Annotated in this window: 20 protein-coding genes and 2 pseudogenes; 4 read left to right on the forward strand and 18 right to left on the reverse strand. The window is 70.8% G+C overall.

The window, feature by feature from the left end; genetic code table 11:
* Nucleotides 1-169: 169 nt before the first annotated feature.
* From AC067M_RS28355 to AC067M_RS28370, 4 genes and pseudogenes are all read right to left on the reverse strand, one after another.
* Nucleotides 170-1,795 (reverse strand): beta-N-acetylhexosaminidase, encoded by a 1,626-nt coding sequence (locus AC067M_RS28355; protein ID WP_478699867.1) that lies wholly within the window; start codon nucleotides 1,793-1,795, stop codon nucleotides 170-172.
* 1 nt (nucleotide 1,796) lies between these two features.
* Nucleotides 1,797-2,085 (reverse strand): annotated as a pseudogene (locus AC067M_RS28360) (hypothetical protein); the annotation flags it as partial.
* A 174-nt stretch (nucleotides 2,086-2,259) separates the two neighbouring features.
* Nucleotides 2,260-2,541 carry a DUF3039 domain-containing protein gene (locus AC067M_RS28365; protein WP_478699868.1) on the reverse strand — a complete coding sequence of 94 codons (282 nt, stop codon included), beginning with the start codon at nucleotides 2,539-2,541 and terminating at the stop codon, nucleotides 2,260-2,262.
* 222 nt (nucleotides 2,542-2,763) lie between these two features.
* A complete protein-coding gene (locus AC067M_RS28370; protein ID WP_478699869.1) occupies nucleotides 2,764-3,336 on the reverse strand; it encodes a YqgE/AlgH family protein in 573 nt (190 codons plus the stop codon).
* Nucleotides 3,337-3,646: 310 nt separating this feature from the next.
* Here AC067M_RS28370 and murA point away from each other — a divergent pair.
* Nucleotides 3,647-4,984: pseudogene (murA, locus tag AC067M_RS28375) on the forward strand (UDP-N-acetylglucosamine 1-carboxyvinyltransferase); the annotation flags it as partial.
* A 161-nt stretch (nucleotides 4,985-5,145) separates the two neighbouring features.
* On the opposite strand, the gene AC067M_RS28380 reads toward murA, so the two are convergent.
* The 10 genes from AC067M_RS28380 to AC067M_RS28425 all read right to left on the reverse strand — a co-directional run bounded on the left by AC067M_RS28380 (nucleotide 5,146) and on the right by AC067M_RS28425 (nucleotide 17,503).
* A complete protein-coding gene (locus AC067M_RS28380) occupies nucleotides 5,146-5,427 on the reverse strand; it encodes an HU family DNA-binding protein (protein ID WP_004000874.1) in 282 nt (93 codons plus the stop codon).
* A 403-nt stretch (nucleotides 5,428-5,830) separates the two neighbouring features.
* Nucleotides 5,831-7,258, reverse strand: a complete 1,428-nt coding sequence (locus AC067M_RS28385) for an NAD-dependent malic enzyme (protein ID WP_478699870.1) — start codon at nucleotides 7,256-7,258, stop codon at nucleotides 5,831-5,833.
* A 304-nt stretch (nucleotides 7,259-7,562) separates the two neighbouring features.
* Nucleotides 7,563-10,097, reverse strand: coding sequence for a HelD family protein (locus AC067M_RS28390; RefSeq protein ID WP_478699871.1), 2,535 nt, complete (start codon nucleotides 10,095-10,097; stop codon nucleotides 7,563-7,565).
* An 82-nt stretch (nucleotides 10,098-10,179) separates the two neighbouring features.
* On the reverse strand, nucleotides 10,180-10,950 hold the full coding sequence (locus AC067M_RS28395; RefSeq protein ID WP_478699872.1) for an anti-sigma factor family protein: 771 nt from the start codon (nucleotides 10,948-10,950) through the stop codon (nucleotides 10,180-10,182).
* 50 nt (nucleotides 10,951-11,000) lie between these two features.
* Complete coding sequence (locus AC067M_RS28400) at nucleotides 11,001-11,522, reverse strand: sigma-70 family RNA polymerase sigma factor (RefSeq protein WP_037675339.1); 522 nt, start codon at nucleotides 11,520-11,522, stop codon at nucleotides 11,001-11,003.
* A gap of 361 nt (nucleotides 11,523-11,883) precedes the next feature.
* Complete coding sequence (locus AC067M_RS28405; RefSeq protein WP_478699873.1) at nucleotides 11,884-12,486, reverse strand: CGNR zinc finger domain-containing protein; 603 nt, start codon at nucleotides 12,484-12,486, stop codon at nucleotides 11,884-11,886.
* 266 nt (nucleotides 12,487-12,752) lie between these two features.
* Complete coding sequence (locus AC067M_RS28410) at nucleotides 12,753-13,904, reverse strand: uroporphyrinogen-III synthase (protein WP_478699874.1); 1,152 nt, start codon at nucleotides 13,902-13,904, stop codon at nucleotides 12,753-12,755.
* 134 nt (nucleotides 13,905-14,038) lie between these two features.
* Nucleotides 14,039-15,421, reverse strand: coding sequence for a nitrate/nitrite transporter (locus AC067M_RS28415; RefSeq protein WP_478699875.1), 1,383 nt, complete (start codon nucleotides 15,419-15,421; stop codon nucleotides 14,039-14,041).
* A gap of 217 nt (nucleotides 15,422-15,638) precedes the next feature.
* The gene (locus tag AC067M_RS28420; protein ID WP_478699876.1) at nucleotides 15,639-16,331 is read right to left on the reverse strand and encodes a response regulator; all 693 of its coding nucleotides are present in this window, start codon (nucleotides 16,329-16,331) and stop codon (nucleotides 15,639-15,641) included.
* On the reverse strand, nucleotides 16,328-17,503 hold the full coding sequence (locus tag AC067M_RS28425) for a sensor histidine kinase (protein ID WP_478699877.1): 1,176 nt from the start codon (nucleotides 17,501-17,503) through the stop codon (nucleotides 16,328-16,330). The genes AC067M_RS28420 and AC067M_RS28425 overlap by 4 nt, the downstream gene beginning before the upstream one ends.
* 155 nt (nucleotides 17,504-17,658) lie before the next feature.
* Here AC067M_RS28425 and AC067M_RS28430 point away from each other — a divergent pair, with 155 nt between their 5' ends.
* Together AC067M_RS28430 and AC067M_RS28435 are read left to right on the forward strand one after the other, a co-directional pair.
* Nucleotides 17,659-18,579: an ABC transporter ATP-binding protein gene (locus AC067M_RS28430; protein ID WP_478699878.1), complete on the forward strand. Its 921-nt coding sequence runs from the start codon at nucleotides 17,659-17,661 to the stop codon at nucleotides 18,577-18,579.
* Nucleotides 18,576-19,400: an ABC transporter permease gene (locus AC067M_RS28435; protein ID WP_478699879.1), complete on the forward strand. Its 825-nt coding sequence runs from the start codon at nucleotides 18,576-18,578 to the stop codon at nucleotides 19,398-19,400. Before AC067M_RS28430 ends, AC067M_RS28435 begins: the two co-directional genes overlap by 4 nt.
* Nucleotides 19,401-19,463: 63 nt before the next feature.
* On the opposite strand, the gene AC067M_RS28440 is transcribed toward AC067M_RS28435, so the two are convergent.
* The 4 genes from AC067M_RS28440 to AC067M_RS28455 form a co-directional block, all read right to left on the reverse strand.
* Nucleotides 19,464-20,678, reverse strand: coding sequence for an acyltransferase family protein (locus tag AC067M_RS28440; protein WP_478699880.1), 1,215 nt, complete (start codon nucleotides 20,676-20,678; stop codon nucleotides 19,464-19,466).
* Nucleotides 20,675-22,801: a bifunctional polysaccharide deacetylase/glycosyltransferase family 2 protein gene (locus AC067M_RS28445; RefSeq protein ID WP_478699881.1), complete on the reverse strand. Its 2,127-nt coding sequence runs from the start codon at nucleotides 22,799-22,801 to the stop codon at nucleotides 20,675-20,677. The genes AC067M_RS28440 and AC067M_RS28445 overlap by 4 nt, the downstream gene beginning before the upstream one ends.
* Before the next feature lie 83 nt (nucleotides 22,802-22,884).
* Nucleotides 22,885-23,793, reverse strand: coding sequence for a hypothetical protein (locus AC067M_RS28450; protein ID WP_478699882.1), 909 nt, complete (start codon nucleotides 23,791-23,793; stop codon nucleotides 22,885-22,887).
* Nucleotides 23,794-24,021: 228 nt separating this feature from the next.
* Nucleotides 24,022-24,987, reverse strand: coding sequence for a LysR family transcriptional regulator (locus tag AC067M_RS28455; RefSeq protein ID WP_478699883.1), 966 nt, complete (start codon nucleotides 24,985-24,987; stop codon nucleotides 24,022-24,024).
* An 83-nt stretch (nucleotides 24,988-25,070) separates the two neighbouring features.
* Here AC067M_RS28455 and AC067M_RS28460 point away from each other — a divergent pair, with 83 nt between their 5' ends.
* On the forward strand, nucleotides 25,071-26,378 hold the full coding sequence (locus AC067M_RS28460; RefSeq protein WP_478699884.1) for an MFS transporter: 1,308 nt from the start codon (nucleotides 25,071-25,073) through the stop codon (nucleotides 26,376-26,378).
* Nucleotides 26,379-26,640: the final 262 nt, after the last annotated feature.

The following is a 26,640-nucleotide window of genomic DNA, read 5'->3' on the forward strand; positions in this document are numbered from 1 at the left end:
CGGGGGTCCGCTAGGAGGCATTCGCCCACCTCACCAGGGGGATGGTCCGTTTTGGGGCGACATCACCGGTGCGCGGGAATTGCCACTCTTCAGCGATACAGCCGGAATTTTTCCGTCACTTGTTCTACATGTCCTGCTTCTTCTGCTTCTTCCGCTTCCTCTGCTTGTTCTACTTGTTCGGGGGCGGGCCGTCGATCGGCCGCCCCAGCACGCCCGGCCGCCGCTGCCACGGCCTCGGCCCGGACGGTGGCCGGTAGCCGACCCCCAGGGCGTCAAGTCGCCGGTAGTGGACGGCCATCCGCCGCTCGAAGTCCGCGAAGTCCCGCTCCCCCGGCGCGGGCAGCGCACTCCACGCCACCTCGGCGAAGGCCGCGAGCCTCGGGAAGGTCTGGTAGTCCACGCGTGCCTGGTCCTCCATCACCTCGGTCCACACGTTGGCCTGCGTGCCCAGCACACGGCGGGCCTCCTCCGCGTCGAGCTGCGGTGGAACCGGCTCGAAGCGGTAGACGTCCTCCAGGGTGCGCACGTAGCCGATCGGCACCGGCTCGTCCGGTCCGGGGTCCTGCCGGTGGTCGAGATACACGTGCTGCGACGGGCACATCACGACGTCGTGCCCGGCCCGCGCGGCCGCGATCCCGCCCGCGTACCCGCGCCAGGACGACACCGCCGCCCCCTCGGCCAGCCCGCCCTCCAGGATCTCGTCCCAGCCGATGAGCCTGCGCCCGCGCGCGCTGAGCCACCGGTCGAAGTGGCCGATGAACCATGCCTGGAGCGCGTCCTCGTCGGCGAGCCCCAGCTCCTTGATCCGCGCCTGGGTGGTGGGCGACTCCCGCCACTGGTCCTTGAGGCATTCGTCACCCCCGACGTGAACGAACCGGGCGGGGAACAACTCCAGGAGTTCTTCGAACACGCCCTCGTAGAAGCGCAGGGTGGTGTCCGTGGGGGCGAGTACGTTCGCGGAGATCCCCCAGTTGTCCCAGACGGTCAGAGAATTGGTGTCGATGACATCGGTGTTGCCGAGTTCCGGGTACGCGGCGATGGCGGCCTGCGAGTGGCCGGGGACGTCGATTTCGGGGACCACGGTGATATGCCGCTCCGCGGCGTAGGCGACGATCTCCCGGATGTCGTCCTGGGTGTAGTAGCCGCCGTGCGGCTTCTCCTCCCACAGCGGTGAGGCACCATGGCCGATTTTCGTGCGGCTGCGCCAGGAGCCGATCTCGGTGAGCTTCGGGTAGCGCTTGATCTCCACGCGCCAGCCCTGGTCGTCCGTCAGATGGAAGTGGAGGACGTTGAGTTTGTGGACGGCCATCAGGTCCAGGTAACGCAGAACGCCTTCCTTCGGCAGGAAGTGCCGGGCCACGTCGAGCATGAGTCCGCGCCAGCCGAAACGGGGGCTGTCCTCGATCGTGACGCAGGGAAGTTCCCAGTCCTGCTCCGGCCGGACCGCCGCCCGCCGGAAAGCGTCGGGGCCGAGCAGTTGACGGAAGGTCTGGGCGCCCCAGAAGACGCCGGCCGCGCTGCCGCCCTCGATACGGCGCGTGGGGCCGTCGACCACGACGCGGTACCCCTCCGGGTGCAGATCCGGCTCGATACTCAAGACGATGCTGTTGTCCGAGCCGCCCCCCTCGGGAAACGGCAGCCCCGTCGCCACTCCGACGGTGGCCCGCAGCCAGCGCGCGACGCCCTCGGTGCCGGGCCGCGCCACCAGGCGCGTCTCCTCGTCCAGGCTGCCGTAGCCGGCCTCGGTCAAGAACACGCGCCGCGGCGCAGGAATGAGTTCCGTCTCTGAAATCACGTCAGTCCTTCACCGCTCCGCCGAGGCCGGAGACGAGTCGTCGTTGCAGGTGTACGAAGAAGATCAGCACCGGAATCGTCAAGCGGGAAGCATCTGCCACAGGAATCACGCCCGGGCACCGTCTGAACCACCGAAAACATGATCAACAAAGCAGTCCGGAAGCGGAAGCGGAATAGCGTCACGGCGGTCGCCGCGAGAAACACGATCAACGTCGAGACGATCAAGACACCGCACACCACGACCAGACCGTCGATGACGTGTCGGCTGAATTCCCGCTGTTCGAGCACCTGGCTTCATGGAGGAGGTTAGAGACTTCATGAACACCCCCACAAGAGGTCTCGACCACTCCGTGACCGGTGGACGCACCCCGCGCAACGACAAAAGACGCGAAGGCCCCCGGAGCGCGTCAAAACGCGCCTCGAGGGCCTTCGTGAGGTCTGCCCGGGCGGGCGGCTACCGCCTACCTACTTGTCGCCATCCTTGCCCTGGTCGCCGCCGGCACCCATGGAGTCGTAGATCTCCTTGCACATGGGGCACACGGGGTACTTCTTCGGGTCGCGGCCCGGCACCCACACCTTGCCGCACAGCGCCACGACGGGAGTCCCGTCGAGGGCGCTCGCCATGATCTTGTCCTTCTGGACGTAGTGGGCGAAGCGCTCGTGGTCGCCGTCGCCGTGGGACACCTGCGGCGTCGGCTCTACGAGGGTCCCCGTACCAGTCCCGCGCTCGGGCTCAAGAGTGCTCATATCGCCAAGGGTAAACAACTGCGCGGGACTCTGGTTCGCAGGCATGCACAACGGGCGCCACGGGCTGTGAGACGTCGTTTGCGTTCGGCCCCGCCCGGAGGATCCCCAGAAGGGACCGGGGCGGTTGATCGCGCCCCGCCGCCACAACTCCCCATTCGAACACCTCCGTAGGCACCCGAAAGAGTGATCGACCCCCTGTGCGCTCTCCGCCCTTGGTCCGTGTCAGTTGAGCGAGGGGTCGTCCGGGTACGTCGCCACCATCGCCAGTTCACTGCGCTGGCGCCGCAGGACCTCACGCCAGAGTCTCTCGGGGGACGGGGAGGAGACATCACCCGGCTCGGACTCGACGACGTACCAGGCGCCCTCGACGAGCTCGTCCTCGAGCTGGCCGGGGCCCCAGCCGGCGTAGCCGGCGAAGATCCTCAGGGAGCCCACGGCGGAGGCGAGCAGTTCGGGCGGGGCCTCCAGGTCCACCAGGCCGATGGCGCCGTGGACCCGGCGCCAGCCCAGCGGGGCCCCGTCGACGGTCGTGCCGCCGGGGATGACGGCGATGCCGAGGGCGGAGTCGAGGGAGACCGGGCCGCCCTGGAAGACAACGCCGGGCTCACCGGTGAGGTCCGCCCAGCCCTCCAGGATGTCGCCCACGTCCACGGGAGTGGGACGGTTGAGGACGACGCCGAGGGAGCCCTCCTCGTCGTGGTCGAGAAGGAGCACCACCGCGCGGTCGAAGTTCGGGTCCGCCAGGGCGGGCGTGGCCACGAGCAGCCGCCCTGTGAGCGAGGACACCTCGGTCATGCCAGACATGATCCCGCATCTTCCCGTGGAGTGGGGAGGCAATCGGGCTTCGGGAGTGAACGCAGCCATGAATTGAAGAGGTGGCCTGGTAAGGCCTCGTTTTGAGGGTGGCGGTGGGAGACGGGCGGGCGCACGGGCGCGTCCCGAGCGCACGCGGCTCCATGGTGACCCCATGTGCACGACGATGAACGGTTCGTGTTGTGACACACCTATGACGTACCTGGCTGGTCCTTGGGCTTACAGAAGGGGGGTCCCCGGCGATTACCCTTTCCCTCCTGGCCCCTGCCCCACTCATCGGAACGCGAGATACATGACCGTCAACGACGATGTCCTGCTTGTCCACGGCGGAACCCCGCTGGAGGGCGAGATCCGTGTCCGCGGTGCGAAGAACCTCGTACCGAAGGCAATGGTCGCCGCGCTGCTGGGCAGTGCGCCAAGTCGACTGCGCAACGTTCCGGACATCCGTGACGTGCGTGTCGTACGAGGCCTGCTGCAGCTGCACGGTGTGACGGTCCGTCCGGGCGAGGAGCCGGGCGAGTTGGTGATGGACCCGTCGAACGTGGAGAGCGCGGACGTCGCCGACATCGACGCGCACGCCGGTTCGAGCCGCATCCCGATCCTGTTCTGCGGTCCGCTGTTGCACCGGCTCGGGCACGCCTTCATCCCCGGCCTCGGCGGCTGCGACATCGGCGGCCGACCGATCGACTTCCACTTCGAGGTGCTGCGGCAGTTCGGCGCGCGGATCGAGAAGCGGGCGGACGGGCAGTACCTGGAGGCTCCGCAGCGGCTGCGCGGCACGAAGATCCGGCTGCCGTACCCGTCCGTCGGCGCGACCGAGCAGGTGCTGCTGACGGCGGTCCTCGCGGAGGGTGTCACCGAGCTCTCCAACGCGGCGGTGGAGCCCGAGATCGAGGACCTGATCTGCGTCCTTCAGAAGATGGGCGCCATCATCGCGATGGACACCGACCGCACGATCCGCATCACCGGTGTGGACCAGCTCGGCGGCTACAACCACCGCGCCCTCCCGGACCGCCTGGAGGCCGCCTCGTGGGCGTCCGCGGCGCTGGCGACCGAGGGCAACATCCTCGTCCGCGGCGCCCAGCAGCGCTCGATGATGACGTTCCTGAACACCTACCGGAAGGTCGGCGGGGCCTTCGAGATCGACGACGAGGGCATCCGTTTCTGGCACCCCGGCGGGCAGTTGAAGTCCATCGCCCTCGAAACGGACGTGCACCCCGGCTTCCAGACGGACTGGCAGCAGCCGCTGGTCGTGGCGCTCACCCAGGCCACGGGTCTGTCGATCATCCACGAGACGGTCTACGAGTCCCGGCTGGGCTTCACCTCCGCGCTGAACCAGATGGGTGCCCACATCCAGCTCTACCGCGAGTGCCTCGGCGGCTCCGACTGCCGCTTCGGCCAGCGCAACTTCCTGCACTCCGCGGTCGTCTCCGGCCCCACCAAGCTCCAGGGCGCCGACCTGGTCATCCCCGACCTCCGCGGCGGCTTCTCCTACCTGATCGCCGCCCTCGCCGCCCAGGGCACGTCCCGCGTCCACGGCATCGACCTGATCAACCGCGGCTACGAGAACTTCATGGAGAAGCTCGTGGAGCTGGGAGCGAAGGTCGAGCTGCCCGGCAAGGCGCTCGGACAACCCCTCTCGCATACGCCGATGGGCGGCCACCCGGAATCCGGGTGGCCGCCCATCGGCGATTCACGCGCCCTTGACGGACGCGCCCCAAAGGGGCGCGGGGAACTGCGCGACCAGCCCACGGCGGCCCGCAGTCGCCCACGACGCTCTCAGCGGAGCGATTACTTGCCCTTGGCCGCTTCCTTGAGCTTCGAGCCCGCGGAGACCTTCACGCTGTAGCCGGCCGGGATCTGGATCGGGTCGCCGGTCTGCGGGTTGCGCGCGGTGCGAGCGGCACGGTGGGTGCGCTCGAAGGTCAGGAAGCCGGGGATGGTGACCTTCTCGTCGCCCTTGGAGACGATGTCGCCGACGACCTCGGCGAACGCGGCCAGCACGGCGTCGGCGTCCTTGCGGGTCACCTCGGCGCGGTCGGCCAGCGCGGCCACCAGCTCACTGCGGTTCATGTTGTTACTCCCGTGTTCTTCTTGCCAATGAGGCGTGCCACGCGGCGGAGCCGCATGTTGGGCACAGCGAAGCCGATGCTGCCAGGGTCCTCTGACAGTCCCCGGAGCCGGGTCCGTCGTCAGACCCTCGCGCCCAGGGACGCATCCTGCCCCTACCTGCGGCGGGAAAGCCAATCCGGCACCCGCAGGAGTCGCCAGAACACCCCTGGGAGTCACACGAAGAGCGCCACTGCCTCGGTGTGGTGACGCTCCGGTTCCTCCCGGCAGCGGACCGCAAGGCCCTGAGGACCTGAGCCTGGCCGCCACGATAGAGGGCGGCCCAAGGCCCCTGGTTCCACGACGCGCCGGTGCCCGGCCAGTCGTGGCGATCCTCACAACTGCGCGAATGGCCCTACGAGCGAGCCTACGACGCCGTCGGCGCCGTCGCTCCGACGGCCTTCGCGGCCTCCCGCACCGCGCCGGCGACGGCACCGGCGACCTTGTCGTTGAAGACGCTCGGAATGATGTAGTTCGGGTTCAGCTCGTCCTCGGTCACCACGTCCGCCAGCGCCTTCGCCGCCGCGAGCATCATCTCGGTGTTGACCGTGCGGGACTGCGCGTCCAGCAGACCGCGGAAGACGCCCGGGAAGACCAGCACGTTGTTGATCTGGTTCGGGAAGTCGGAGCGGCCGGTGGCCACGACCGCGGCGGTCTGGCGGGCGATCGCCGGGTCGACCTCGGGGTCGGGGTTCGCGAGCGCGAACACGATCGCGCTGTCGGCCATGGCCGCCACGTCGTCGCCGTCGAGGACGTTCGGGGCGGAGACGCCGATGAAGACGTCCGCGTCGCGCACGGCCTCCTTCAGCGAGCCGGTGAGGTTCTCGGGGTTGGTGTTGTCGGCGATCCAGCGCAGCGCCGAGCCCGGAGCGGCGTCGACGAGATCCTCGCGGCCGGAGTGCACGACGCCGTGGATGTCGGCGACGACGGCGTTCTTCACGCCCGCCGCGATCAGTAGCTTGAGGATGGCCGTTCCGGCCGCGCCGGCGCCGGACATGACGACGCGGATGTTCTCAATTGCCTTGCCCGCGACGCGAAGTGCGTTGGTGAGGGCGGCGAGGACGACGATCGCCGTGCCGTGCTGGTCGTCGTGGAAGACGGGGATGTCGAGGGCCTCGCGCAGCCGTGCCTCGATCTCGAAGCAGCGCGGCGCGGAGATGTCCTCCAGGTTTATGCCGGCGAACCCGGGGGCGATGGCCTTGACGATCTCGACGATCGCGTCGGTGTCCTGGGTGTCCAGGCAGATCGGCCAGGCGTCGATGCCGGCGAACCGCTTGAAGAGGGCCGCCTTGCCCTCCATGACCGGCAGGGCGGCCTTGGGGCCGATGTTGCCCAGGCCCAGCACGGCGGAGCCGTCCGTCACGACCGCAACGGAGTTGCGCTTGATGGTGAGGCGGCGGGCGTCCTCGGGGTTCTCGGCGATCGCCATGCAGACGCGCGCCACACCCGGCGTGTAGACCATGGAGAGGTCGTCACGGTTGCGGATGGGGTGCTTCGACGCCATCTCGATCTTGCCGCCGAGGTGCATGAGGAACGTACGGTCGGAGACCTTGCCCAGCGTGACGCCCTCGATGCCGCGCAGCTGCTCGACGATCTCGTCGGCGTGCGCGGTGGAGGTGGCCGCGATGGTGACGTCGATCCGGAGCTTCTCGTGCCCGGAAGCAGTGACGTCGAGGCCGGTCACCGAGCCTCCGTGGGACTCGACGGCTCCGGTGAGCTGGGAGACCGCGGTTCCGCTCGCGGGCACCTCCAACCGGACCGTCATCGAGTAGGAGACGCTGGGCGCCGTTGCCATGGCCGACTTCCTCTGCTTTCACCTGTGCCGCTGGATGTGCCGTCCGATCGTCGCACCTACCGCCCAGTACGCGGTAGCCGCCTGGGATTGCGAACGTTTTGTTCTCAACAGAAGAGGTCCACGTCACATGTGACGTGGACCTCTTCTGCATGCTCAGTGACACCGACCCGCCATGCTCGCCTCGCGGCAAGTGGTCGCTCGTAGCGACGAAGGTTGGGCCCGGGGGCTTGGATCGGGCCGGTGCCACATCCAGGCTAACAAACAGATCCCGTAAGGCCATTCCCGTGCGCGGAGTTCATCGGAATCAGTCCCTCAGCAGGTCCGGCACCCCCGCCGCGTCGGGTTCGTCCCGCTCCCCCGAGACGACCGTGAGCTGCTGGGTGGCGCGGGTCAGGGCGACGTAGAGGACCCGGAGGCCCGCCGGGGACTCGTCGGCGATCTCGGCCGGGGAGACCACCACGGTGGCGTCGTACTCCAGGCCCTTGGCCTCCAGGCTGCCCAGGGCCACCACGCGGTCGCCGAGGCCGACGAGCCAGCGCCGTGCCTCCTCGCGGCGGTTCATGGCGACGACGACGCCGACGGTGCCGTCGACCCGGTCCAGCAGCCGTTCGGCCTCGGCGCGGACGGTGGCGCCCAGGGCGCCCTCCACGGCCGCGAAACGCGGTACGACGCCGGTGGACCGGACCGCGGAGGGCGACTCGGCGCCGGGCATGGCGAGGGCCAGCACCTTGGCGGCGAGTTCGGCGATCTCGGCCGGGTTGCGGTAGTTCACGGTCAGCTGGAAGCGGCGGCGCGGGCGGGTGCCGAGGGCCTCGTCGCGGGCCTCGGCTGCCTCGTCGGGGTCGGACCAGGAGGACTGGGCCGGGTCGCCGACGACCGTCCAGGTGGCGTGCCGGCCGCGGCGGCCGACCATGCGCCACTGCATCGGCGTGAGGTCCTGGGCCTCGTCGACGATGACGTGCGCGTACTCGGTGCGCTCCTGGGCCAGGCGCTCGGCCCGTTCGCGCTGCGACTCCTCGCGTACGGGCATCAGCTCCTCCAGGCCGGTGAGCTGGTCGAGCGGGTCGTACTCGCGCCGCTTCTTCGGGCGGGCCGGGGCGCCGAGGATCGCCTGGAGCTCATCGAGCAGGGCGATGTCGTGCACGGAGTGGCCCTGGCGCTTCAGGGAGCGGGCGACCCTGCGCACCTCGCCGGGGTTCAGGATGCGGCGGGCCCAGCGGCCGAGGCGCCGCTCGTCCGCCATGGCGTCCAGGACGGCCCCGGGGGTCAGCTCGGGCCACCAGGCGTCGAGGAACGCGATGAAGCTGTCCTCGGAGGTGACGTCCTCGTCGAAGGAGGACCGCAGCTCGGCGGCGAGTTCGGGGTCGGTGTGCCGGCCGGCGGCGCCGGAGCGCTCCCACAGGGCGTCCAGGAGCAGCTTGCGGGCACGGGGACGCAGCAGGTTCACCGGCGCGGTGCCGCCGAGGGCCGCCTGGCGGACACGGGCGAGCTCGTCGGCCTCCAGCTCCAGGCGACGACCGAACGCGACGACGCGGAGACGGGTGGGCGGGCCGGCGGGGACGGTGTCCTCGGGAACGTCGAAGGCGAGCTGGCCGGCGAGGGCCGCGGCACCGGAGCCTCCGGCAGCAGGGGAACCGGCACGGGCCGCAGCACCGGACCCCTCGGCAGCATGCTGCCCCGCCGGAGCCGCGGCACCGGAGCCTGCGGCAACACCCGAACCGGCACGCCGGCCCGGCCGGGCACCCTCCTCGGCGGCCGCGGAGGCGCGGCGGCCGGCCGGGGCGGCGGGGCCGAGTTCCAGTGCCCCCCGCGCCGCCTTGCGGAGCACTCTCAGCATCCGGTACGAGCCCTTCGCGCGGGCCACCGCCGGGGAGTCGTACAGGGTGGCTTCCGTGCCGTCGACGAGGGAGCCGATGGCGCGGATGGCGACCTGGCCCTCCTCGCCGAGGGAGGGCAGGACGCCCTCGGTGTAGGCGACGAGCAGCGGGGTCGGGGAGACGATCAGGATGCCGCCGGCGTAACGGCGCCGGTCCTGGTAGAGGAGGTAGGCCGCGCGGTGCAGGGCGACGGCGGTCTTGCCGGTGCCGGGGCCGCCCTCGACGTACGTCACGGAGGCGGCGGGGGCGCGGATGACGAGGTCCTGCTCCGCCTGGATGGAGGCGACGATGTCGCGCATGGTGTGGCTGCGGGCCTGGCCGAGGGCGGCCATGAGGGCGCCGTCGCCGATGACGGGCAGTTCGCCGCCGTCGAGGTGGGCCTTCAGCTCGGGGCGCATGAGGTCGTCCTCGACGCCGAGGACCCTGCGGCCCTTGGAGCGGATGACGCGCCGGCGCACGACCCGGCCGGGGTCGACCGGCGTGGAGCGGTAGAAGGGGGCGGCCGCCGGGGCCCGCCAGTCGATCACGAGCGGGGTGTAGTCGGCGTCGAGGACACCGATGCGGCCGATGTGCAGGGTCTCGGCGATGTCGGCGGTGTTGTCCGGGCGGACCGCGCCCTCAGCCGGTTCCACGGCGGTGTAGGCACCGTCGGGCCCCTTCTTGCCGTCCTTGCCGAGGAGCAGGTCGATCCGGCCGAAGAGGAAGTCCTCGAACTCGTTGTTGAGCCGGTTGAGGTGGACACCCGCCCGGAAGACCTGGGCGTCCCGCTCTGCGAGCGCGCCGGGCGTGCCGACCTGGCCGCGCTTGGCCGCGTCGTGCATGAGGAACTCGGCCTCGTGGATCTTCTCCTCGAGGCGCTGGTACACCCGGTCGAGGTGTTCCTGTTCGACGCTGATCTCCCGATCACGAACGGAGTCGTGAACCGGGTCGAGCGCGGCTTCCTGCTGAGCCTGAGCGGCCACCGGGCCCCCTTCTGACGTGCTGGGCAGCCGTCAACCGTACGCGAAGGGGGCCAGTGGTGGCGAGGGGCTTGCGGGGCAGTCCCTACGCTTCGATCTGGACGAGCTTCTTGCCGTCGAAGGTCATGACCTCGAAGTGGTCGATCTCGTCCGGGGTGAAGGCGGCGCCGCCCTGGACGTAAAGCGGGTTCTTGGCCTGTTCCGTCTTGGCTCCGGGGAGGCCGTAGCCCCATTCCGGGACGGACCAGGAGGAGATGGTCTCGCGCTCGCCGTTCTTGCCGACGGCGATGAGCGAGCACTTGTTCGGGCCGGCCACGTTGTTCAGCTTGACCACGGCCTCGGTGCCCCAGGCCTTCTTCTCCATGCCGACGGTCGCCGTGACCTTGGTGGCGGCGTCGGTGCCGGTGACCTTCTGGGGGAGCTTGTCGAAGACCGACTTGGCGGGGCTGGCGCCCGCTTCGACCTTCGTACCGCCGCCGCCGTCGCTGTCGCCACCGGACGCCGCCATGGCCGCGAGCGGGCCGGCGATGATCAGCGCGACCGATGCCGCGAGCATGAAGAAGCTGCGCCGGCGCTTCTGCGCACGCTGGACGACGACCTCGTCGACGAGCTTCTCCGCCATCCGTGGGGCGGGCTTGGCGGACAGCGAGTCGCCGATGGTGGGTGTGCCGGAGCCGGGCAGGTCCGCGAGGGCGGCCAGCATCGGTTCCATCCCGGCGAGCTCGTCGAGCTGCTGGGCGCACCACTCGCAGGTGGCGAGGTGTGCTTCGAAGGCGGTTGCTTCTGCGTCGTCGAGGATCCCGAGGGCATAGGCGCCGACGGTCTCGTGCTCGTTCGGAGCCTGAGATCCCTGCATGGGCCCAGACATACCCGAACCACCTGTTCCGAATCCCCCGTACATGCTCATCACGCCGTCACCCCCCGCTCTTCCAGAGCAAGTTTCATCGACCTCAGTGCATAGAAGACCCGCGAGCGCACAGTGCCGCTGGGTATCCCCAGGGTCTGCGCCGCCTCATTGACGGTACGCCCCTTGAAGTAGGTCTCGACGAGCACCTCCCGGTGAGCCGGGGTCAGGTCGTCGAGTGCGTCCGACAGCGTCATCAGCCACAGCGCCTTGTCGATCTCGTCCTCCGCGGGGATGACCTCCAGCGGCGACGGGTCGACCTCCTGCGGCCGGGCCTGCCGGCTGCGGTGGCCGTCGATGACGATGCGGCGAGCGACCGTCACCAGCCAGGGGCGTACCGATCCGGTCGCCCGATTGAGCTGACCGGCGTTCTTCCAGGCACGGATGAGGGTTTCCTGCACGACGTCCTCGGCGCGCTGCCGGTCTCCGGCAACCAGACGAAGGACATAGGCGAGCAGCGGTCCCGCGTGCTCTCTGTAGAGGGCACGCATCAGCTCCTCATCAGGTTCCGAGGGCTGGGACATGCGATGTCGGGCCCTCGTTCCATGTTCATTGGCCACGACGGAATCTTTGCGCACGCCCACCTCCGATGTCCGGGGGTTCCCCCTGCCGGTCGCTCAACACGGGGTACGCACGGGGTGGGTTGCGTGTTCAAAGTGACGCGACACTTTTCTTCGGGGTGACGTGACGAGGGGGACATGGGTGCACATACTCCCCGCTTCTTCTTTACATTTCCGCCACGTTGGCAAGTTCGGGGGCGCTGCCCCTACGCCGCCGTAACCAAACAGAATGTTATCGAAATCACTTCGATGATCACTCCACAGAAGCCGTATATCGGGCGCCAGGAAGGCGTACGGCCGTGCACATACCCGTAGTTGGGGTCTCTCAAGCGCGTGTGAGGGCCACTCGACGGCGGTGCCGGGCCACTCTCTCGCGGTTCCCGCAGACCTCGCTGGAGCACCAACGGCGTCTGCGCCCGCGGGAGGTGTCGACGTACACGATGGGGCAGTTGTCCCCTTCGCACTGACGCAGTCCGGCGTGGGCGGCGGGGTCGGTGAGCAACTCCACGGCGTCCCGGGCGACGGCGGCGAGCAGCGCGGCGCAGGCGGGCGGCCCGGCCAACTCCCGTACGAGCGCCCCGTCCTCGCCCGGTACGGCGAGGGGGGCCGGGGGAGCGGCGCGGGCGAGGTCGTTGACGCGGGCGAGCGCGAGGCCGTAGGCCACCGCCCGCGCCTCGGGCGCGGCGAGCCGGCCGTGCACCAACAGGCCGACGGACCGGCGCAGTTCCCGGAAACCCACGACCCAGGAGGCGTCGGCGTGCGCCAGCGGGGTGCCGGCCGGGACGAGTCCGGAGCCGGTGATCCAGGCGCACAGGGGCGGAAGGGAGTCGAGGTGTTCGAAGGGGTGGGTGGTGGCGAGCAGATCCAGACAGATCCGCCCGGCGTCGAACCGCAGCTCGTACGAGGCCGTGGCCGTACCCAGTGCCATGTGCCTGTCACCGCCTAGGGGTTGCCCCGGGGAAGGGGCCAGTGAGAAGGGCGGGAAGAACCGTTGCCTTCTTACAGTGCCTTCCCGCTGGCGTGGCTGGAACCCCTTGTACCGGCGTGGGCTCCTTCTCGGCGCGGTCCAGCACGCCCAGCCCGTCCGGCGCTTGAGGACGAGGCCGTCCAGGTTGAAGCGGGGGTCTGGGGGCGGCGGCCCCCAGCGGGGTCGGCACCAGCGCACGGTGCCTCAAAAACACCGGGCCTCCGAACTCACGCGTCCGCGTACTTCGCGTCCGCCGCCGGGTCCAGCGCCAGCCGGTACCCCCTCTTCACCACCGTCTGGATCAACTTCGGCGCCCCCAGGGCCGTACGGAGGCGGGCCATCGCCGTCTCCACGGCGTGTTCGTCCCGGCCCGCACCCGGCAGCGCGCGGAGCAGGTCCGCGCGGGGGACGACCCAGCCCGGCCGGCGGGACAGGGCGCGCAGGAGTGACATTCCGGCGGGCGGTACGGGCTTGAGCTCGCCGTCCACCAGGACCGCGTGGCCGCGGATCTCCACCCGGTGCCCCGCGACCGGCAGAGACCGCGCCCGGCCGGGCAGTTCCTGGCACAGCAGTTGGACGAGGGGGCCGAGCCGGAAGCGCTCGGGCTGGACCGTGTCGATACCCCGGGCCTGCAACGGCAGCGCGGTGACCGGGCCGACGCAGGCCGGGAGCACGTCGTGGTTGAGGGCGGCCAGCACCTCGGGCAGCAGCCCGCGTTCCTCGGCCCGGGCCAGCAGGGACACGGCGGCCGGCGCGCTGGTGAAGGTGATCGCGTCGCAGCCGCGCGAGACGGTGGCGTCGAGGAGCCGGTCCACGGGCGAGAGGTCCTCGGGCGGCATCCACCGGTAGACGGGCACGCCGACGACCTCCGCTCCCGCCTCCCGCAGCGCCTCGACGAACCCGGGCAGCGGCTCGCCGTGCAGCTGGACGGCGACCCGACGGCCGTCGACGCCCTCCTCCAGCAGCCGGTCGAGCACCTCGGCCATGGACTCGCTGGACGGCGACCAGTCCTCGGTCAGCCCGGCGGCCCGGACCGACCCCTTGACCTTGGGCCCGCGGGCGAGCAGTTCCACCCCGCGCAGCCGCTCCAGCAGCGACTCGCCGAGCCCCCAGCCCTCGGCGGCCTCGACCCAGCCCCGGAAGCCGATCGCGGTGGTGGCCACGACGACGTCCGGTGCCTGGTCGATGAGGTCCTTGGTGGCGGCGAGCAGCTCACCGTCGTCGGAGAGCGGCACGATGCGCAAGGCCGGGGCGTGCAGAACCGCCGCGCCGCGTCGCTGGAGCAGCGCTCCGAGCTCGTCGGCCCGGCGCGCGGCCGTGACTCCTACCGTGAACCCCGCGAGGGGCCCGTGTTCCGGTCGCTGCTGTTGTTCGTACATCACACTCGTCCCGCTCGAGTTCGTCGCACCTACATGCCGAGCGAGCCTGTCAACGGTGCGTGACAGGCTCGGTTCGGCTTCATGTCGCCGGTGTTACGTCATACCCCCGGCACGTGTTCCGCCGGTGGTACAGCTCACACCTCGGCGTAGCTGAGCTGCGGCTTCGCCTCCGAAGCGCCGCCCGTGGCCGTGATCCGTCCGGCCGACCGGCGAAGGTATACGGCCCAGGTGACCACGAAGCAGACGCCGTAGTAGGCGAGGAAGGCGACGAACGCGCCGGTGCCCGAGCCGTAGGAGAGGAAGGACTGGCGGAAGGCCAGGTTGATGCCCACGCCGCCGAGCGCGCCCAGCGCTCCGATGAGGCCCATGGAGGCCCCGGACAGGCGCCGCCCGTAGCTCGCGGCCTCCTCGCCCTGGAGTCCCTTCGCCACGGCCTTGGCCTGGAAGATGCCGGGGATCATCTTGAACGTCGAGCCGTTACCGAGGCCGCTGAGGACGAACAGCACCACGAAGACGGCCACGAAGAGCGGCAGCGACTTCTGCATGCTGGCGTAGACGAGGCCACCGGTGGCGGCGGCCATGCCGACGTAGTTGTAGAGGGTGATGCGGGCGCCGCCGTAGCGGTCGGCGAGCCAGCCGCCGAGGGGGCGGATGAGGGAGCCGAGCAGCGGACCGATGAAGGTGAGGTACGCGGCCTGGAGCGGGGTGCGGCCGAACTGGTTCGTCAGGACCTGGCCGAAGGCGAAGCTGTAGCCGATGAACGAGCCGAACGTGCCGACGTAGAGGAAGGACATGATCCAGGTGTGGGCGTCCTTCACGGCGTCCTTGGCTGCGCCGGTGTCGTTCTTCACGGACGTGAGGTTGTCCATGAACAGCGCGGCGAGGACGGCGGCGACCAGGATCAGCGGGATGTAGATGCCGAGCAGCACGCGCGGTCCGCCGCTCGCGCCGATGACCGCGAGCGCGACCAGCTGGAGCACCGGCACACCGATGTTGCCGCCGCCCGCGTTCAGACCGAGCGCCCAGCCCTTCTTCCGCAGCGGGAAGAACGCGTTGATGTTGGTCATGGAGGAGGCGAAGTTGCCGCCGCCGATGCCGGCGAGCAGGCCGACGAGGAGGAAGGTGTTGAAGGAGGTCCCCGGCTCCATCACCGAGAACGCGGCGACCGTGGGGACGAGCAGGAGCCCGGCGGAGATGATCGTCCAGTTCCGACCGCCGAAGATGGCGACGGCGAAGGTGTAGGGGACGCGGACGACCGCGCCGACCAGGGTGACCACCGAGGTCAGCAGGAACTTGTCGGCCGGCGTCAGGCCGTACTCCGGGCCCATGAAGAGCACCAGCACCGACCACATGGTCCAGATCGAGAACCCGATGTGCTCGGAGAGGACGGAGAAGAACAGGTTGCGGCGGGCGACCTTCTCGCCGCTCTGCTGCCAGAAGGTCTCGTCCTCAGGATCCCAGTGCTCGATCCAGCGACCTCCCCTGTTTCGTGCGGGGGCTGTGCTAGGGGCTGTCATGACGCCTCCACGGGGCTTCGGGGCTCGGGTGCTCGGGTGCTCGGGTGCTCGGTCGGTGCGGGGCGAGTGAGCGGTGATGAGTCCGAAGGTAGGGAGGGCGCGTTTCCTGTCTATGGCTGTGGGTGACCGGAAAGGAACTTTGCTCTCACCTTCGACGAGGACAGGGTGAGAGGTTTTCCGCCGACCTTCACATACCGTCCCTCACCGTGCTCGCCGCTCAGGCACAAGAACTCGAACCTGGACGCCATGAGGGAGGCAGCGTGACGAGCCCCATCTCGAAGGCGGTGATCACGAGCTGGACCCGGTCCCGGGCGCCCAGTTTGGTGAGCAGCCGTGACACGTGCGACTTGGCGGTGGCCACCGTGATGAACAGGTCCTCCGCGATCTCGGTGTTCGACCGGCCGTGTCCGACGAGGGTCAGCACCTCCCGTTCCCGCTCGGTGATGTTCTCGACCGGCCGTGGGGAGCGCTCCGGGGCCGCCATGGGGCGCCCGACGAAGTCCGCGATCAGACGGCGCGTCACACTCGGCGCGATCAGTGCGTCGCCGGCGGCGACCACACGGATCGCCGCGAGGATGTCGTCCAGCGCCATGTCCTTGACCAGGAAGCCGCTCGCGCCGGCCCGGAGCGCGCCGTAGACGTGGTCGTCCTCGTCGAAGGTGGTCAGGACGAGGACACGGGTCGTCCCCGGACCGGCCATGATCAGACGGGTGGCCTCGATCCCGTCCATGCCGGGCATCCGTACGTCCATCACCACGACGTCGGGGCCGAGGTCGCTGACGAGCCTGACCGCCTCGGAGCCGGTGGCGGCCTCACCGACGACTTCCAGGTCGGGATGGTCGGCCATGAGCACGCGCAAACCGGACCGCACCAACGGCTGGTCGTCGGCGAGCACGATCCGGACGGTCATCGGGCCTCCACCGGAACCCCGACGGGCGCCGGCAGCGGCAGCCGGGCCGCCACCCGGAAGCCACCCTCGGGACGCGGGCCGGCACTGAGGTGGCCGTGCAGGAGTCCGACCCGCTCTCGCATGCCCACGATGCCGAAGCCCTGGGCCGACCCGTCCCCGGAGACGCCCCGCCCGTCGTCGACGACCTCCACGGACAGCTCCTGTTCCCCGTAGTCGACGGCCACCCGGCAACGCCCGGTGCCCGCGTGGCGGACCACGTTGGTCAGCGCCTCCTGGACGATACGGTAGGCGGACAGGTCGATGTCGGCCGGCAAGGGACGCCGTTCCCCGGTGCGGCGCACGTCGACGCGTACCCCTGCTTCCGCGGTCGCCGCCGCCAGCCGCTCGATGTCCTCGAGCCCCGGCGAGGGAGCGAGCGGTGCCTGCTCCGAGGCCCCCGCGCCAGGGTCGGCCCGACGGAGCGCCACCAGCGTCCGCCGTAGGCCCGCCAGGGTCTCTCTGCTGGTGGCCTCGATGGCTCGCAATGCCGCGCGGGCCTCCGCGGGCTGCGTCTGGACGACTCGGCTCCCCACTCCGGCCTGGATGGCGATGATGCCGATGCTGTGCGCGACCATGTCGTGCAGCTCCCGCGCGATCCGCAGCCGTTCGGCGGTCACGGCCTCGGCCACCCCTTGCGAACGCAGGGCCACCGCGTGCTCGCGACGCTCGCGACTCAGCAGACCGACCATGCAGCTTGCGCCCATCGCCAAGAGGGCGATCACGACGTTGACGATCAGGTTGTCCCCGTGTGCGAAGACGCCGATCACCAAGAGCTGCACGGTGAACGACACGGCCACGGTGACGATCGAGGTCCGGCGCGTGCGGGTGGCGACAATGAGGCCCAGGACGAGGTCCACTGCCAGATACGACAGGAACTGGCCCTGGAACGACACCTCCAGGCTTTCGTGGACGGAGCTCGCAGTGCCCGCCACCACGGCGGTGGACCCGAAGAGCGTCATGGCCAGAGCCAGCAGTGGCATCCGTCGCAGCACACCGACGAGCAGGCTCACAGCCAGCAGCGCCCCGACGGCGTGGACCGTGCCCGAGGCCCGCGGCGCACCCCCCACCAGCAGACCCACCGTGATGAGATACAGGACACCGCCTGCCCAGGCCATGCCCTTGGTACTCGTCATCGGCGGTGTGCCCTCTGCGTGCATGCCGCGAGACTAATCAGCCGCCGCCCCCGCGGCATCGGCCCGTGGACGTACGCCCACGGGCCAACCCGGGCCGCGCGATTGCCGCCCACGGCCCCATGCCGTGACGCGAACCTCCCGGCAGGGTTGCCCCTGTGATCGAAGTCAACGACCTCACCAAGCGCTACGGCGGCAAGACGGCCGTCGACCATCTGTCCTTCACCGTGCGGCCGGGCCAGGTCACCGGATTCCTCGGCCCCAACGGAGCCGGCAAGTCCACCACCCTGCGGATGATCCTCGGCCTGGACGCGCCCACCGGCGGCACCGCCACCGTCAACGGCGTCCCCTTCCACCATCATCCGCGCGGACTGCGGCACGTCGGCGCCCTCCTCGACGCCGGTCAGGTCCACGGCGGCCGCAGCGCCGCCGCCCACCTGTCCGCACTGGCCCGCAGCAACGGCATCCCGCGGCGCCGGGTGGACGAGGTGCTTCAGGAGGTGGGGCTGGCCGATGCGGCGGGCCGCCGCATCGGCGGGTTCTCACTCGGTATGAAGCAGCGGCTGGGCATCGCCACCGCCCTGCTCGGCGATCCGCCCGTGCTCATGTTCGACGAGCCGGTCAACGGCATGGACCCGGAGGGCGTGCTCTGGGTACGCCGGCTCTTCCGCCGCCTGGCCACCGAGGGGCGCACGGTCTTCCTCTCCAGCCACCTGATGTCGGAAATGGAGAACACCGCCGACCATCTGATCGTCATCGGCCGGGGCCGCCTCATCGCCGCCGAGCCGCTACGGGACTTCGCGGCCCGCAGCACCCACAGCAGCGTGGTGGTGGGGACACCGCAGGCCGCCGAACTGGCGGCGGTGCTGACGGCGGCGGGCGCCTCGGTCGAGCCGGAGGGCTCGGCGGGCGCCGAGAAGCTCGCCGTGACCGGGCTCCCTGCGGACCGGATCGGGGCGCTCGCCTTCGAGAACGGTATCCGGCTGGACGAGCTGACCACCCGTACCGCCTCGCTGGAGGCGGCCTTCATGGAACTGACCGCCGACAGCGTCGAATACCTGGCAGGACAGCCCCGATGACCGCACTCGCCTCCGTCTCCCCGGCCACCCCCGTCGCCGTGCCACCCGCCCGCTTCCGCGATCTGCTCGCCTCCGAGTGGATCAAGATGCGGTCTCTGCGCTCCACCCCGTGGACGATCGGTCTCACCGTCCTGTTCGTCATCGGGTCCGCCGCCGTGGCGACGCTGGCGGACGACGCCGCCCGCTCCGGCCCCGCTGATTTCCTGCCCTTCGACGCCTACCCCGCGGCCGGCTACTGGACGCTGATGCTCGTCGCCGGCAGCATGGGCGCCCTCACCGTCGTGAGCGAGTACAGCAGCGGGCTGATCCGCACCACCACCGTGGCCGTCCCGGCCCGCGGCTCGGTGGTGCTGGCCAAGGCGGCCGTCACCGCCGTGCTGTGGACCGTGGTCGGCACGGCCGCCTCCACCGGTTCCTTCCTGGTCTCCCAGGCCGTCCTGGACGGGCACCATGCCGGCGTTCCGATCACCCACCCCGGGGTGTTCCGGGCGATGGTGGCATCCGCGTTGCTGGCTCCGGTCTGTGCCCTGGTCGGTCTGGGCCTCGGCGTCCTGCTCCGGCATGCCGCCGGGACCATGGTCACCAGCGTCTTCAGCCTGCTGATGCTGCCCACCATGTTCTCCGAGAGCAACCGCTGGTCGGCGGACATCAAACACGCGCTGGTGTCGGCCGCCTGGAACCGCCTGGTCCAGAACTGGGGGCCGCAACCCGGATCCCTGGGCTACACCGCCACGGTCCCCGGCTCCTGGATCGTGTACGTGCTCTGGCCGCTGATCGCGGTCGCACTCGCCGTGCTCGTCGTGAGGCACCGCGACGTGTGAGAGGCGCCGAGCCGCGAGGAGGTCGTCATCCAGTTGACGCCCCTCGCGGACGGGGGACGGCCCTCAGGCCCGGTGCACTCCCGCACGGCCGCGCCCGAGTCGCGGCTGCGACCCGTCCGGCCACAGCCGCGGCCTGCGCCGTGCGGCGAGGTCCTCCGCCCAGCCGAAGCAGACCACACAGCCGGCGACGAGGATCCAGACGAGGACGAGCACCGGCCAGGAGCTCTCCAGGAGCCAGGAGAAGTGCACCTCCAGGGCCTCGAAGCCCCAGAGCCGGTCCCACAGTGCCGCCGCGACGACGATGCAGACGTTGTGCCAGAGGTAGATCGTCACCGCGCGGGAGTTGAGGAGCGTGATCAGGCGGTCCCAGCGGCGCAGCCGGCGCGGCCACTCGGTCCAGGTCGGGCTGAGGTGCAGGAGCAGCAGGACCGTCGCGAAGGACCACAGGGCCTGGCCGAAGGGGATGTCGTCGAGGTCGTGGCCGGGCCGGAAGCCGTGGGTGAGGGCGTACCAGAGGCCCACGGCGGCGACGGCGGGCGCCACGGACGGGACGACGTACCGGGGCAGGCGTTTCAGGATGCCTTCCTGGTGGGCCATGCCGAGGAGCCAGCAGGCGCCGAAGGTGGCGAAGTCGGCGACGGCGGAGTCGAGCCGTGTGCTGGGGATGCTGACCCAGCCCCAGGTGACGGCGCCGGTGAGGGCGACCGGGGCGAGGATCGTCGGCCACGGCAGCGCCCGCAGGGCCTTGAGCAGGAACGGGGAGAGCAGGACGTACCAGAGGTAGGCGCGGACGTACCAGAGCGGGACGGCGAGCTGGGCCGCCCAGTCCTCGCTGAGGAAGCCGTGGACGCCGGGGAGGGTCTCGGCGGCCGACGGTTCGCTCAGCGGCAGGATCCAGTAGGCGAGGTGGAACCACCACCAGCCCGGGTGGCCCTCGGAGTCCGGTCCCCAGCCCTGGAGCAGCATGCCGGTCACGCCGATCGCGCCGAGCAGCCACAGCGGTGGCAGCAGTCGGCGCAGTCGGCCGCGTACGACCTGCAGGGCGGGTCGCTTGAGAGAGCGGGCCATGAGGTTGCCGGCGAGGGCGAACATCACGCCCATCGACGGGAACACCACGGGGAGCCAGGCCCAGCCCATCAGGTGGTAGAAGACGACGCGGAAGAGGGCGACCGCGCGCAGCAGGTCGAAGTAGCGGTCGCGGGCCGGTGGTTTGCGCGCCGGTTCGACCGGGGCGGGCTCGTCCTGGGTGTCGGTGGGCAGGGTGGGAGTCGTGGTCATCGGGCCGCCTCCTGGTCCACGGCCTTCTGGCGGGCCGCCGCCTCGGCGGGCGGCGCGGCCACCTGGCCCTTGCGCCGAAGTTTCTGCCAGCGCAGCCGGCCGCCGGTCAGGGCGGTGATCCAGGACTGGAGCAGGACGACGTACATGAGCTGGCGGTAGAGGATCTGCTGCAGGGGCAGTGAGATCAGCGGGGTGAGGCGTTCGCGGTCGAGGACGAAGGCGTACGCGGCGCAGGCGGCCTGGATGGCCAGTACGCCGAACCAGGCGGCGATCGTCTTGCCGGTGGGCCCGAAGAACAGCCCGTAGAAGAGGAACACGTCGAACAGGGGCGCCAGCAGCGGCGCGACGATCATGAACAGTGCCACCAGGGGCAGGCCCACGCGGCCGAAGCGGCCCGAGGGGCCCCGTTGGACGAGCGCGCGGCGGTGCTTCCAGATCGCCTGCATCGTCCCGTACGACCAGCGGTAGCGCTGCGACCACAGCTGCTGGACCGACTCGGGGGCCTCCGTCCAGGCGCGGGCCTTCTCCGCGTACACCACCCGCCAGCCGTCGCGGTGGATGGCCATGGTGATGTCGGTGTCCTCGGCGAGGGTGTCGTCGCTCATGCCGCCGACCCGGTCGAGGGCCCTGCGGCGGAAGGCGCCGACCGCGCCGGGGATGGTGGGCATGCACTGCAGGACGTCGTACATACGGCGGTCGAGGTTGAAGCCCATCACGTACTCGATGTGCTGCCAGGCACCGATGAGGGTGTCCTTGTTGCCGACCTTGGCGTTGCCGGCGACGGCGCCGACGCGCGGGTCGGCGAAGGGCTGGACGAGTTCGCGGACGGTGGCCGGTTCGAAGACGGTGTCGCCGTCCATCATCACGATCAGGTCGTGTTGGGCGTTGGCGATGCCGCGGTTGAGGGCGGCGGGCTTGCCCGCGTTGAGCTGTCTGACGACGCGTACGTTCGGCAGGTCCAGGTCCTCCACGATGCGGGCCGTGCCGTCGGCGGAGCCGTCGTCGATGACGAGGACCTCGATGGGGTGCTCGCTGCGCATCAGGGAACGCACGGTGTTCTCGATGCACTTGGCCTCGTTGTACGCCGGGACCAGCACCGAGACCGGCTCGGTGACCGGCGCGTCCGGACCCCAGGCGAAGCCCTTGCGGCGGGTGCGGCGGACGTGGATGCCGGAGAGCAGCAGCATCAGGCCGAAGCGGGCGAGGACCAGGAAGCCGATCACCGCGAGGCAGACGACCAGGACGGTGGTGATGGTGTCGGAGGCCCCCACCAGGAAGACCCAGGCCTTGCCCTTCCACAGGTCGAGGCCGGTGACCTCGGTGTGCGCGGAGGGGGCGTTCAGGGCTTCGGTGAGGTTCTGGAACCGGTAGCCGCGCTCCTTGAGTTCGGGCAGGAGCCGGTCGAGGGCCTGGACGGTCTGGTGGCGGTCGCCACCGGAGTCGTGCATCAGGACAATCGCGCCCTTGCCGTCCTTCGGGGTGGAGTTGCGGACGATCTCCGCGACGCCGGGCCTGCGCCAGTCCTCGCTGTCGTCGGTGGTCAGGACGGTGATGTAGCCGTGGCTGCCGACGTACTGGGTGACCGGCCAGGTCGCGTCGTCCATGGCGGAGGCGGTGGAGGAGTACGGCGGCCGGAACAGCGAGGAGCGGATGCCGACGGCGCCCGCGAGCGCCATCTGGTTCTGGGACAGCTCCCAGTCGATGCGCTTCTTGGTCTGGAGGGAGAGGTCGGGGTGGTTGAAGGTGTGCAGGCCGATCTCGTGGCCCTCGGCCGCCATGCGCCGGACCAGGTCGGGGTAGCGGGAGGCCATGGTGCCGGTGATGAAGAAGACGCCGTGCGCGTGATGCTTCTTCATCACGTCGAGGACCTTGGGCGTCCAGGCCGGGTCGGGGCCGTCGTCGAAGGTGAGGACGATCCGGTGGTCCGGCACGTCGAGGGTGGTGGCGGTGCGGCCGCGGGTGTCGATGACGGGGCCGCCCTCGAGGATCTTCTCGGGCACCCGGTCGGCGGCTGCCTCCGAGCGGATGCGGTGGTCGGCGAGGATCTCGCTGTGCACGTAGCCGCGCAGCATCAGCATCGCCGCCATGGCGACCAGGAGGAGCAGCGGCAGCAGTTGCCGCATCGGAAGCGGGCGTCGTCGAGCGGCCGTCGAACCGCCTGCCTTCCCGGTCTGCCTGGCGGATCGACGGTTGGTGCGGGTTGCCATCAGACGACGTTCTCCGGGGACGGGGAGGCGGGGCTCGACGAGTCCGGCGCCGGGGACGACGTCTGCTCGGACGCGGTGGGCACCGGCGAGGGCGTTCCCTCGGCCATGGTGCCGGTGCCGTCCCCGGCCGGGGACGGGGAGGAGACGGGCGAGGGGCTGTCGCTCGTCGGGGAGGGCTGCGGGGAGGACGGCGGCGGCGGCAGGACCGGCGCGCTCGAACCGGGGGCCGGGCCGGGCGTGGTGACGGCCGGGGTCGGCTTGACGGGGGCGCTGGTCGTGGGCCCGGGTTTGGCGGACGGGCTCGGTCCGGGCACGCCGGCGGAGGCGCTGGGCCGCGGAGTGCTGCCCGGCTTGAGGGCCACGCCGCCCACGGAGGGCGTGACGACCACGCCGGGCAGGAAGGGGCCGACCGGGCCGGGCAGGAGGGGGCCGACCGGCGGCAGGACCGGAGCGGTGGTCCTGCTGGGCTGCGGCGGGCTGTCGGCCTCGACCGTGGAGGCGGGTTTGTCATCGTTCTGGACCGGTACCGGCAGCCACGGCGCGTCGGAGTTGCCCGACAGGAGCGTGCCGACGATGACGGCGGCGTAGGAGGCGCAGGCGACGCCCAAGCAGATGCCGAGGCGACGGATCCGGAGCCTGCGGCGGCCGGTCTCGTCGACGAACACCGGTCCGTCGGAGGCTTCCTGGGCGCCGCCCGCCTCGCCCGCGCCCTGCGGCACGGCGTCACCGGACCGCACGGGGTCGAGCTGGACGGTCACCTCGCGCGGGTCGCTGGCCGCGGCCCCGCTGTCGCCGGGCTGTTCCTGCCAGGGGTCCCGGATTTCGGTGCCGGGGAGCTCGGCCACCGGGACCGGTGAGCCGTCACTCGCTCCGGTTTCCGGGAATTCCTGTGTGTTGACGCCCGTCACCGGTGTGCCTCGGGTCGAGGATGCCGCTTCGGGCCACTCCGGTTGAGCGTCTTCCCGCCATTTCTTCACGTGCGCTGTTCCCCCCACGGGACGATTCCGGGTGCGCGAAACGACCCGAGCGCACGTCGATGGAACCCGGCCCCCACCGGATTTTGCGCGCCCCCTTGACACAGGGCGCTCGGGGGCCCTGAATCTAGCGCAGAGGCGACCGGTAAGTGCGCCAACGCGTCAATTGCCTGTTTTTAGCATGTCCACGTCGATGGCCGGAATCCATCCATCAGCGGGCCGTATGAGCCATCCCTCCTCGGCCGACAGAAGGGCCGCGGCCCGTCGAAGCGCATCGAATCCCGGATGCACCAGGCCCTTTCGCCACACGAGCGACACCGGGGACAGTGGGACGGGATCGACGAGCGGCCGCAGCACCGTTCCGGGCATGGCCGGAAAATTCACCACTGCGAGGACGGGATTGCCCGTCTTCGACATGATCCGCCGGAACTCCTCGTCCCCGACGGCCAGCGGAACGGCCGGTGCCACCTCGATCTCCCGTCCGTCGAACAGCAGTTGGGCGAGATCGGTCCACTCCGGCGTGCGCGGGTTCCCGGCGCCCGCGTACACCCGCTCCCCCGCCAGCGCGGCCAGCGGCACCTCCTCCAGCGCCGCCAGCCGGTGCTCCTCGGGCAGCACCACCGCCATCGGCTCGAGGCGTACGGGCTGATGGTCGAGCTGGGACCGCAACGCCGGGGCCAAGCCCGCGAACCGGCCGAACGACGCGTCGAGCCGGCCGGCGATCATCTCGCCCGCGGCGCCCGTCAGCCCGCTCTCGTAGCGGGCCATCAGCTCGCAGTCGGGGGCGAGTTCACGCGCCCGGTGCAGCACGCGCCGCCCGGTGCCCAGCCCCGGGGAGTTGAGGTCCACCAACAAGGGCCTGGCCTGCCCGAACGCGGCCAGCAGCGCGTCCTGCGCCGCCAGCACACGGCGCGCGTACGGCACCAGCCGCTCGCCGTCGGCCGTCAGCGTCACCTGCCTGGTCGTCCGCACGAACAGCTCCGCGCCCAACTCCCGCTCCAGCCGCCGCACATCCCGGCTGAGCGCCTGCTGGGCGACGTAGAGGCGGGTCGCTGCACGCGTGAAGTGCAGATCCTCGGCGACGGCGAGGAAGGCGCGCAGGAGTCGGGGGTCGAGGTGTTGGGGCATCGGGCGAACTTACAACGCGGGTGCGTCAATCGGTACGGAGTAGGTGTTGGACCCCGTGATCACTCCCGGGCGACGGTGAGCACATGCCGCAATCGCCCCCGCACCGACGACCCCTGTACACCGTCACCGCCGACGCGCTGGTCGCCGTCGACTTCGACGCCCGCCGCGCCCCGGCTCGCGAGCGCCCGCCCGGCCCCTACCGTCGCCTCCTCGGCCTCCCGGGCGCCCGGGCGTTCACACTCGGGAATCTGATCGCGCGGCTGCCCATGGGCATGTTCAGCGTGAGCGCGGTCGTGATGATCGCCGGGACGCGTGGCTCGTACGCCCTCGCCGGCGCGGTCACCGCGACCGGGCTCGCGACGACCGCGCTGGTCGCCCCCTGGATCGCGCGGCTCGTCGACCGTCACGGCCAGGCACGGATCGCCGTACCGGCCGCGCTGATCGCCGCTCTCGGCTCGCTCGCGCTGCTGCTGTGCGTGCGTCACGGCGCCCCCGACTGGACCCTGTTCGCCGCGTACGCCGCGACCGCGACGACCCCCAACACGGGCGGGATGTCCCGGGCCCGCTGGGCGCACCTGCTGAAGGGCGACGCACGCGCCCTGCACACCGCGAACTCCTTCGAGCAGGCCGCGGACGAGCTGTGCTTCATGCTGGGCCCGGTCCTCGCGGCCTTCCTGAGCGGCACGCTCTTTCCGGAGGCGGGCACCCTGGTCGGCGTGGTGCTGCTGGTGACCGGCGTCCTGCTCTTCGCCGCCCAGCGCTCGACCGAGCCGCCACCGCGGCGCCGGCCGCCCGGTGGCGCCCCCTACCGCGCCCCCGGCATACCGCCGCTGCTGGCCGCCTGCCTCGCCATGGGAGCGGTGTTCGGCGCGACGGAGGTCGTCACGATCGCGTTCGCGGACGCACAGGGGCACCGTACGGCCGCGGGGGTCGTGCTCGCGCTCCAGGCGGCCGGTTCGTGCGTCGCGGGCCTGGCCTACGGGGCGATGAAGCCGGCCGGTCCGGCCGAGTCCCGCTACCCGTGGTGCGTCGCCGCGATGACGTCCCTGCTCACGCTGCCGCTGCTCGCGGCGACCCTCACCGGCTCGCTCCTCGCCCTGTCCGGCGCACTGCTGGTCGCCGGGATGGCGACCGCCCCGACCATGGTCACCGGCATGGCCCTCGTCCAGGAGCGCACCCCGCCCGGCCGTCTGAACGAGGGCATGTCCCTCGCGGTGACCGCCCTGCTCGGCGGCATCGCCTGCGGCAGCGCGACCGGCGGCTGGGTCGTGGAACACGCCTCCCCGGCCGCCGGTTTCGGAGTCCCGCCGGCGGCCGCGGCAACGGCCCTGCTGATCGCGCTCACCCTCACCGCCCACCGACCTGGTAGCGGCGGGCCCGCAGCCGCATGACAACGGGAGCGGGCCGTGGCGGTGCGTCGCAGCCCGTCGCTCAGCTGGTCCCGACGCCGCTGAACTGTGGAAGCACACAGAGGGACGCGACCCGCGACGGGCTGGACGCACCGCCACGGCCCCGACCCACCCACTCACAACAGGCGCCAATTCGTGCACACCCCATTGACGCACTCTCAGCCGCCACATACCTTCGCCCGTCGAAGCGCTTCGACGTCACGCATCGAATCGATTCGATGAGCGCTGCGTGACAACCCGAGAC

The sequence above is a fragment of the Streptomyces sp. NPDC043427 genome (assembly GCF_056436655.1).